General features: G+C 58.8%; 8 protein-coding genes and 2 tRNA genes. 9 read left to right on the plus strand and 1 reads right to left on the minus strand.

Going from position 1 to position 7,815, the window contains the following annotated elements:
• Both B3187_RS01120 and B3187_RS01125 read left to right on the plus strand, forming a co-directional pair.
• Positions 1–305: hypothetical protein (locus tag B3187_RS01120; protein ID WP_286804267.1), on the plus strand; the 305-nt coding region annotated here is incomplete at its 5' end.
• 109 nt (positions 306–414) lie between these two features.
• On the plus strand, positions 415–1,599 hold the full coding sequence (locus B3187_RS01125) for a helix-turn-helix transcriptional regulator (protein WP_286804268.1): 1,185 nt from the start codon (positions 415–417) through the stop codon (positions 1,597–1,599).
• 46 nt (positions 1,600–1,645) lie between these two features.
• Here the strand turns inward: B3187_RS01125 and B3187_RS01130 are convergent, their stop codons facing one another.
• Entirely contained in the window at positions 1,646–1,975 is a 330-nt protein-coding gene (locus tag B3187_RS01130; RefSeq protein ID WP_286804269.1) for a hypothetical protein, read from the minus strand.
• Positions 1,976–2,122: 147 nt separating this feature from the next.
• On the opposite strand from B3187_RS01130, the gene queE reads away from it, so the two are divergent.
• The 7 genes from queE (at position 2,123) to bamC (ending at position 7,605) form a co-directional block, all read left to right on the plus strand.
• On the plus strand, positions 2,123–2,773 hold the full coding sequence (gene queE, locus B3187_RS01135; protein ID WP_286804270.1) for a 7-carboxy-7-deazaguanine synthase QueE: 651 nt from the start codon (positions 2,123–2,125) through the stop codon (positions 2,771–2,773).
• 16 nt (positions 2,774–2,789) lie between these two features.
• The gene (queC, locus tag B3187_RS01140) at positions 2,790–3,470 is read left to right on the plus strand and encodes a 7-cyano-7-deazaguanine synthase QueC (RefSeq protein ID WP_286804271.1); all 681 of its coding nucleotides are present in this window, start codon (positions 2,790–2,792) and stop codon (positions 3,468–3,470) included.
• A gap of 105 nt (positions 3,471–3,575) precedes the next feature.
• Positions 3,576–3,651, plus strand: a tRNA-Lys gene (locus tag B3187_RS01145).
• A 44-nt stretch (positions 3,652–3,695) separates the two neighbouring features.
• Positions 3,696–3,771, plus strand: a tRNA-Lys gene (locus B3187_RS01150).
• Between the two features lie 495 nt (positions 3,772–4,266).
• On the plus strand, positions 4,267–5,328 hold the full coding sequence (gene nadA / locus B3187_RS01155; protein ID WP_123636849.1) for a quinolinate synthase NadA: 1,062 nt from the start codon (positions 4,267–4,269) through the stop codon (positions 5,326–5,328).
• A gap of 175 nt (positions 5,329–5,503) precedes the next feature.
• Entirely contained in the window at positions 5,504–6,379 is an 876-nt protein-coding gene (gene dapA, locus B3187_RS01160) for a 4-hydroxy-tetrahydrodipicolinate synthase (RefSeq protein WP_123636850.1), read from the plus strand.
• Positions 6,380–6,438: 59 nt separating this feature from the next.
• Complete coding sequence (gene bamC, locus B3187_RS01165) at positions 6,439–7,605, plus strand: outer membrane protein assembly factor BamC (RefSeq protein WP_286804272.1); 1,167 nt, start codon at positions 6,439–6,441, stop codon at positions 7,603–7,605.
• Positions 7,606–7,815: the final 210 nt, after the last annotated feature.

Consider the following 7,815-nt stretch of genomic DNA (forward strand, 5'->3'; position numbering starts at 1 on the left):
CGGCCGTGTCGGTTGGACCGCAGGCGCTTAACGCCAAAAGGCCGCTCAGCAGCAGAAGCATTTTTGTATTCATTCGGTATCTCTCTTGTTATGGCATGACCGGATCGGTTTCCGTCGGGCAATTGTTATGGCAGATGGTCAGAGTGACAAGAGATGGGCGTAAAGTGGGACCTGAAAACCGCAAGGTGGGAAGTGGGACGCGAGGGTTTAGGCATTTCCCGCAGATATGGTGCGACTGCTGGCACTCAGCTTTCTTTTTTAAGACGATTTGGTTATATTTTGGTTATTCCCTCATTGGAAAATAAAGCCCAGATTTGGGTTCAATAATAATCTCGCCAGTTTTTGCGTGCCCGGAAGTTATCGCAACAGGCGGTCCCTGGTGCCCGGTGTCATGCCGGTTAAGGAGCCTTTTCCTTGAACGATCACTTCTCTCCCGCAAACCCTCAGACTGATCAGCAGGCCAGCTTGCCCTTTCCTGCCTTGAAAGGCGAGGAGCTCCATGCTTATAACGAGCTGGTCAGCACGCTCTATCGCAGCCTGCACAATAACGCCGGTTTTCAGCATTTTTTTGATGCTTTCCAGAAGCATTTCAAGGCGCTGCAAGGTGGCATTCTGGGTGTCACTGCCAACCCGCAACGCATCTTGTACGGCTGGACCTTTGGTTACCCGGATGGGTTTGAGGAGTGGTACATCAACAGTGACCTGCCCGAGCGGGATGAAGCGCTGACGCGCTATGTTCAGTTGCCGCCACGCCAGTTCGATTCATTTTTAAGGGGCGATGTCAGTCGTACCATCCTTGATATTCTGGGGCCGGAAAGCCGAGCCTGGGCCGAATCGGTAGGCATGGGTGATAGCACGGGTATGTTGGTGACCCGGGAAGATGGCGTCAATGTGGTGTTCATGGCCAACCGCCATCAAGACCACGGTCCCTACACCGACAGTGAGCTGTTGCAAATGAATCTGTTGGCACCGCACATCGAAAATGCCGTTGCCCTTCACTTGAAACTGTATCAATCCAGCAGCGATAACGAGAACCTGGCCATGGCGCTCAACCATGTGCATAAGCCTCTGATGGTATTCAATGCCTTGGGTAATGTGGCCGAAGCCAACAACGCCGCCAGAGCCTTGCTGGACAGCACAGGTAATCTGTTTGTTGGTGAGGACCGGCGGCTGCATAGTCGTGACAGACGCATGACCCGTAAGCTGCATGACGCCATAACCACATGTATTGTGCTCTCCCATAAAGGCGTTCTGGAGTCGCAGACTCTGTTTATCCAAAACGGCCAAGCGCGTGTGTCCGTCTGTCTGACACCTCTGGTCACCGAACACCCGGAAAACAATGGTGTGCTGGCAGAGCTGTTCAGTTTCGACACCACTCTGTCCCCCGACCTCGACAAGTTACAGTCTCTGTTTCAATGTTCACCGGCAGAGGCTGCGGTCGCCGGCGGTTTGATGAGGGGGCTCAGCACTAACGATATTGCCGAGGAGCGACATATATCCATTCATACCGCCCGCCAGCATATCAAGAGTCTGCTGGCCAAGAATGGCTATCGAAAGCAGACTGAGCTGGTCTCAATGTTGGTGCGGGCGCTCGGCTGATTCGACTGTCTTTCAGCCTTGTTTTGGGGGCGTGTAGCGGTAGTGGCTACTCTTCGACCCATTCCCAGCGAACCGGCTGCCCGAAATCATCCAGAATCATTTTCTTCCGGGGGCGCTTGGGTTTGGGGCGCTTGGGCGCGGGGATGGGGTGCTTGCGGGATTCCACCCGGGCGACCACTTCGGTCATGGGGGTCCGTCCGGCGAGGGGGGTTTCGCTGGCGCGGGGCGTGAACAGGGGGGTAAGAGGCCCCTTGGGGTCGATGCGACCACTCAGGCCGCGGGGTACTTCCTTCACCTTGCCGCCGGAGCGCAAATACTCTTCCAGCTGTTGGTCGAGCTCGGCGCGGATTTCACGTTTGGTCTTGGTGGGTTTCATAACACTCGCGGCAGGAAAATCGGGCCAATCAACAAGAATACCAGCCTGCCGCCGGGGCGGCAAACCCGGCGGGCTCGCATCTGCTGCGGCCTTTGGGTAAACTGCCCGCTGTTAAAGCCCCCGTCAGCGCCACCGGCCCGGAAGTTCATGACCGACGACAGTCTCCGTATTACCGAAATCTTTTACTCCCTGCAGGGCGAGGCCCGGACCTTGGGGCGCCCGACGGTGTTTGTGCGCCTGACCGGTTGCCCCCTGCGCTGTCATTACTGCGATTCCGAGTACGCCTTTCACGGCGGCGAGCGTATGACGCTGGCGAGTATCCTGGAGCAGGTGGCCGGCTATCAGCCCCAATACATCTGTGTGACCGGCGGCGAACCTCTGGCCCAGCCGAACTGCCTCCCGCTGCTCACACAGCTGTGTGATGCCGGTTACTCGGTATCCCTGGAAACCAGTGGCGCCATGCCCCTGGATGAGGTGGACACCCGGGTCAGTCGGGTGATGGACCTGAAAACGCCGGACTCCGGGGAACTCGACAAAAACCGCTGGGAAAACATCCCCCTGCTGCAGCCCCACGACCAGGTGAAGTTCGTGCTGTGCAGCCGGGGCGATTATGAATGGGCCAAGTTCAAGTTGGATGAGTACCGCCTGGCCGAGCGGGTCGATGATGTCCTGTTCTCCCCGAGCTTCGGGCAGCTCGAACCGCGCCAGTTGGCCGACTGGATTGTCGAGGACAACCTGCCGGTGCGCTTCCAGATCCAGATTCACAAGCTGCTCTGGGGCGACGCCCCGGGGTACTGATTGAGGAGCAGCCATCATGGCGAACCCGAAAGCGGTCATTCTGGTCTCCGGTGGTCTCGACTCCACCACGGCTCTGGCCATCGCCCGCAGCGAGGGCTACGACTGTTACACCATCAGCTTCGACTATGGCCAGCGTCACCGGGCCGAGTTGCACGCGGCTGAGCTCACGGCGCGAGCCGGGGGCGCGATTGAGCATAAGGTCGTGAAACTGGATCTGCAGAGCATCGGTGGCTCCGCGCTGACCGATGACTCCATCGCAGTACCGGAAACCGAAGGCGAGGGCATTCCGGTCACCTACGTGCCGGCACGCAACACCATTTTCCTGTCCATTGCGCTCGGCTGGGCCGAGGTGCTGGGCGCCAATGACATTTTTATTGGCGTCAATGCGGTGGATTATTCGGGTTACCCGGACTGCCGACCGGAGTATGTGGCGGCCTACGAAACCATGGCGAACCTGGCTACCAAGTCCGGCGTAGAAGGGCAGAAGTTGCATATCCGGGCGCCGTTGATGCGCTGGTCAAAGGGCGAGATCATCCGCCAGGGCCAGTCGTTGGGCGTGGATTACGCGCTGACGGTGTCCTGTTATCAGGCCAACGAGGCCGGCGAAGCCTGCGGCCGCTGCGACAGTTGCCGGTTGCGGCGCGCCGGATTTGAAGAGGCCGGGGTTCCGGATCCGACCCGCTACCGGGCAGGCTAAGCCGGGAGGCCGGGTTAAGCTGTTGGTTTGTTTGGCGTTTTTTTGCCTTTTTCTTTCAAAAGCGCTTGTTTTTTTTGTCTGAATCTTTATCATACGCGCCTCTTTGGGTCGTTAGCTCAGTTGGTAGAGCAGTTGGCTTTTAACCAATTGGTCGCTGGTTCGAATCCAGCACGACCCACCATCTTCGAAAATCCGGATGCCGCCGGGCATCATCTCGCCAGTTTTGGGTCGTTAGCTCAGTTGGTAGAGCAGTTGGCTTTTAACCAATTGGTCGCTGGTTCGAATCCAGCACGACCCACCATTTTCTCCCAGACCTATATTTGATCAAGTGCATAGGCGGTATTACGTCCGGCCTAAGGTGAGGTATACCGTTTGTAGACCCGCCGTGAACCCATCCATGGGGGCTTCTCGTCGGCATCCATGCCTCCGAGAGTCTACAAACGGTATACCTCACCTCAGGCCTCCGAGGCATGAACACCTTTTCAGTGTTCTCCGAGATCAGATGTAGGCGAGCGTGCTATCTCCAAGCAGCGTTCCGCTTACTGCTGCGGAGGGTGTGTATACCATTGTGAGACCGTCACCCGCCTGGACGGCGGGTGATGAGCCCCCAGGGATGGGTTTACGGCGTGTCTCACAATGGTATACACACCCGTAGCACTTTAATGCGAAGTGAGAGCAGATCAAGAAGGAATGCAGAGAGTGGAAGAGTGTCAAAAGAAGTAGCTTTGGGGCACTTTTCATCCCTGTGGTATTATGTCGCCCCAACCCGCTACAGGGGTACTTGTGAGGTGATTCTATGACCGCGGACAATGTAATCGTGACCGAAACCGCCCGGAAAACCCCGGAAGAACTGGTTCGGGAACACCTGGACCGCGCCTGGAGTGCCCCCCGGTATACCCCCGAACAAGAAGCAGAATACCGCGAGCGTATTAAAGCGTTGTTACAGAAACACAACGCCGTGCTGGTGGCCCACTACTACACCGACCCCATGATCCAGGCGCTCGCCGAAGAGACCGGGGGCTGCGTGGCGGATTCTCTGGAAATGGCCCGGTTCGGTAAAGAACATCCCGCCCAGACCCTGATTGTGGCCGGAGTGAAGTTCATGGGTGAGACCGCCAAAATCCTCACCCCGGAAAAGCGTGTGCTCATGCCCACGCTGGAAGCCACCTGCTCCCTGGATCTGGGTTGTCCCGCCGATCAGTTTTCCGAATTCTGTGATCAACACCCGGATCGCACCGTGGTGGTGTACGCCAATACCTCTGCGGCGGTAAAAGCCCGGGCTGACTGGGTGGTGACCTCCAGCATCGCGAAGGATGTGGTCGACTATCTCGATCAGAAGGGCGAGAAGATTCTCTGGGCGCCGGACAAGCATCTGGGCGATTACGTGCAGCGCGAGACCGGGGCCGATGTGTTGCTCTGGGACGGTGCCTGCATTGTGCATGAAGAGTTCAAGGCCCGTGGCCTGGAAGACCTCAAGGCGCTCTATCCCGAGGCGGCGGTGCTGGTGCACCCGGAGTCGCCGGAGCCGGTGGTGGCGCTGGCCGATGTGGTGGGCTCCACCTCGCAGCTGATCAAGGCTGCCCAGGAACTGCCCAATCAGGAGTTCATCGTGGCGACGGACCAGGGCATTTTTTACAAGATGCAGCAGCTGTGTCCGGACAAGACGTTTCATGTGGCGCCCACTGCCGGCAGCGGCGCGACCTGTCGCAGTTGTGCGAACTGCCCCTGGATGGCGATGAACGTGCTGGAAAACCTGGCGAGTGTCTTCGAACAGGACGATAACGAGATTCATGTGGACCCGGAATTGGCCCGCAAGGCCATGATTCCGCTCCAGCGGATGCTCGATTTCCGCAAATAAACCCCGGAAAGGGCCGGAATCCGGGCGCGCCGCTTGTGTCGTGGAGCGCCCCTCAGTACCATTGCGCCTTTGTGTTTCCCGCCCATGCCACGGTCACCGGCGCGCCGTGCGAACCCTCGGCAGGCGATGAAGTCAGAACCTACACGTTATAGTCAAGCTATTGGAGCTCCCGCGCATGATACAAGGCAGCATGGTCGCCCTGGTCACTCCCATGACCCCCGACAATTCCCTGGACTGGCCCGCCCTGCGCAAATTGGTGGACTGGCATTTGGAGCAGGGCACCAATGCGCTGGTGGCGGTAGGTACCACCGGTGAGTCGGCCACGCTGGATATCGACGAGCACCTGGCGGTCATCAAGGCCGTGGTGGAGCAGGTGGCCGGGCGTATTCCGGTTATTGCCGGCACTGGCGCCAACTCCCTGACAGAAGCGCTGGAGCTGACCCACGGCGCAAAAGCTGCCGGAGCCGATGCCTGCCTGCTGGTGACTCCCTACTACAACAAGCCGACCCAGGAAGGCCTGTACCTGTTCCATAAAACCATCGCCGAGGCGGTGGATATTCCCCAGTACCTCTACAATGTGCCCGGCCGCACCGGCGTGGACATGTTGCCGGAGACGGTGTTGCGACTGGCCGCGATCTCCAATATCAAAGGCATCAAGGAAGCCACGGGCGATATGGTGCGGGCGAAAACCCTGATAGAGCAGTCGCCGGAGGACTTCATTATCATCTCCGGGGACGATGCGACGGCCGTGGAATTGATGATTTTGGGTGGCAAAGGGGATATTTCCGTTACGGCGAATGTCGTACCCCAGGCTATTGCGGAACTCTGCGCGCTGGCGATTGAAGGCCGGGCGGAGGAAGCCCGGGCACTGAACGAACGGCTGATGCCGCTGCACCAGGCCATGTTCCTGGAGGCCAACCCGATTCCGGTGAAGTGGGCGTTGATGCAGATGGGGCGGATTCAGTCCGGCATCCGTCTGCCCATGACGCCACTGTCCGAGCGGTTCCATGAGCAGGTGACCGAGGCGCTCCGGGAGGCGGGCCTGGTCTGAGTGGTTGCCAGAAATAGATAACAGAGGTTCGCACAACTCACTGGAGAGTTTGGAATTTTATGCGCATTGTGTATTGGTTGTTGGTCGGGCTCAGCTTCACGCTGTCCGGCTGTAGTGCCCTGTTTGGAGAAGAGGGCTATTTCCGGAACCGCGAGGATGACTATCTTAAAGCCGCGAGTCTGGATCCCCTGAAGGTTCCCGATCATCTGAACGCTGAGACCGTGGGGAAGCTGTATGAAGTGCCAGAGCTGACCCAGGAAGACGTCGCCTACGCTCAGGACACCGAAGCGTTCGAGGCACCGCGCCCGGAAGCCCTGTCGGCCACCGCGCTGGTGGAGCGGGTGAAAATCCAGCGGCTGGATGACGACCGCTGGATTCTGGTCAACGTCGATCCGGCGGAACTCTGGCCTCGTATTCGGGCCTTCCTGGCCGACAATAACCTGCAGGTGGCGTCCACGGATACCGACCTGGGGTTGATGGAAACCAGCTGGCTGTCGTTCAAAGATGACCCGGATCGTATCGACCGCTATCGTATCCGCATTGATCGCGGGGTTCAGCCGGACACCAGTGAGATTCACGTGCTGCACATGAGCCTGGATCGCGATGAAGCCACCCAGGCGCAGCTCAGCCAATGGCCGGCCGCCTCCAGCAGCAAGGAGCGTGAAACCTGGATGGTTGATGAGTTGGCCGCAAATCTGGCCGCCGAAGATCTCGGCGCGGCCGGTGGTACCTCGCTGATTGCCCGGAATATCGGTGGTGCGGTCAAAGCCCGCATCACCAGCGTTGACAGCGAGCCGGTGCTCGAGCTCGAGCTGGCCCGAAGCCGGGCGTTGGCCACCCTGACCCACTCGGCCGAACAGGAAGGCTTTACCATTTATGACAGTGACCCGGCCTCGGGCGTGTTCTATCTGGGGTATCGCGAACCGCCGGAGAGCCCGCCGGGCTGGTTGGCCCGTCTGTTCGGGGCGGAAGAGAACCCCCAGCCGCCGGAAACGCCTTACAGCCTGGCCGATCTGCGGGAGGTCTTGCCGGACAACCTGTTGACCATGCCCGCGCAGGCGGAAGCCGCCCGGGAGCGGGCTCCCAAGGCTCCGGGACACCTGTTGATCTTTACTGAGCAGTCCGATGGCCTGTATCACGTGCGATTGCGCACCGCCTATGGGGAGCGGATGTCGGCGCGTAAGACCCGGGAAATGCTCTCGGTACTGCGTAAGAATCTGATTTAAAGGACGATCGATTCAAGAGCCGCTGGCATTGGCGGCTTGTGGGTCTTCAAAAACGCCAGCGAACCGGTTTCGCTGGCGTTTTTGCTGGGGCTTGCTTATTCTGAAAGAAAGCCGTAAAACAGAATTATTGATTATTTGGGCATAATGGCGTTCGGCCGTTACCCAGCGTGAACCTTCGGGGACTGGCTATTCAGCCGCCGGAATGGCTCG

It is taken from the genome of Marinimicrobium sp. UBA4209 (genome assembly GCF_002381585.1).
GTDB classification, from domain to species: Bacteria; Pseudomonadota; Gammaproteobacteria; order Pseudomonadales; family Cellvibrionaceae; genus Marinimicrobium; species Marinimicrobium koreense.

Coding starts and splice junctions, on each gene's coding strand:
- nadA (WP_123636849.1), top strand. CDS start 4,267: ATGACCGCGGACAATGTAATCGTGACCGAAACCGCCCGGAAAACCCCG.
- queC (WP_286804271.1), top strand. CDS start 2,790: ATGGCGAACCCGAAAGCGGTCATTCTGGTCTCCGGTGGTCTCGACTCC.
- bamC (WP_286804272.1), top strand. CDS start 6,439: ATGCGCATTGTGTATTGGTTGTTGGTCGGGCTCAGCTTCACGCTGTCC.
- dapA (WP_123636850.1), top strand. CDS start 5,504: ATGATACAAGGCAGCATGGTCGCCCTGGTCACTCCCATGACCCCCGAC.
- B3187_RS01130 (WP_286804269.1), bottom strand. CDS start 1,975: ATGAAACCCACCAAGACCAAACGTGAAATCCGCGCCGAGCTCGACCAA.
- queE (WP_286804270.1), top strand. CDS start 2,123: ATGACCGACGACAGTCTCCGTATTACCGAAATCTTTTACTCCCTGCAG.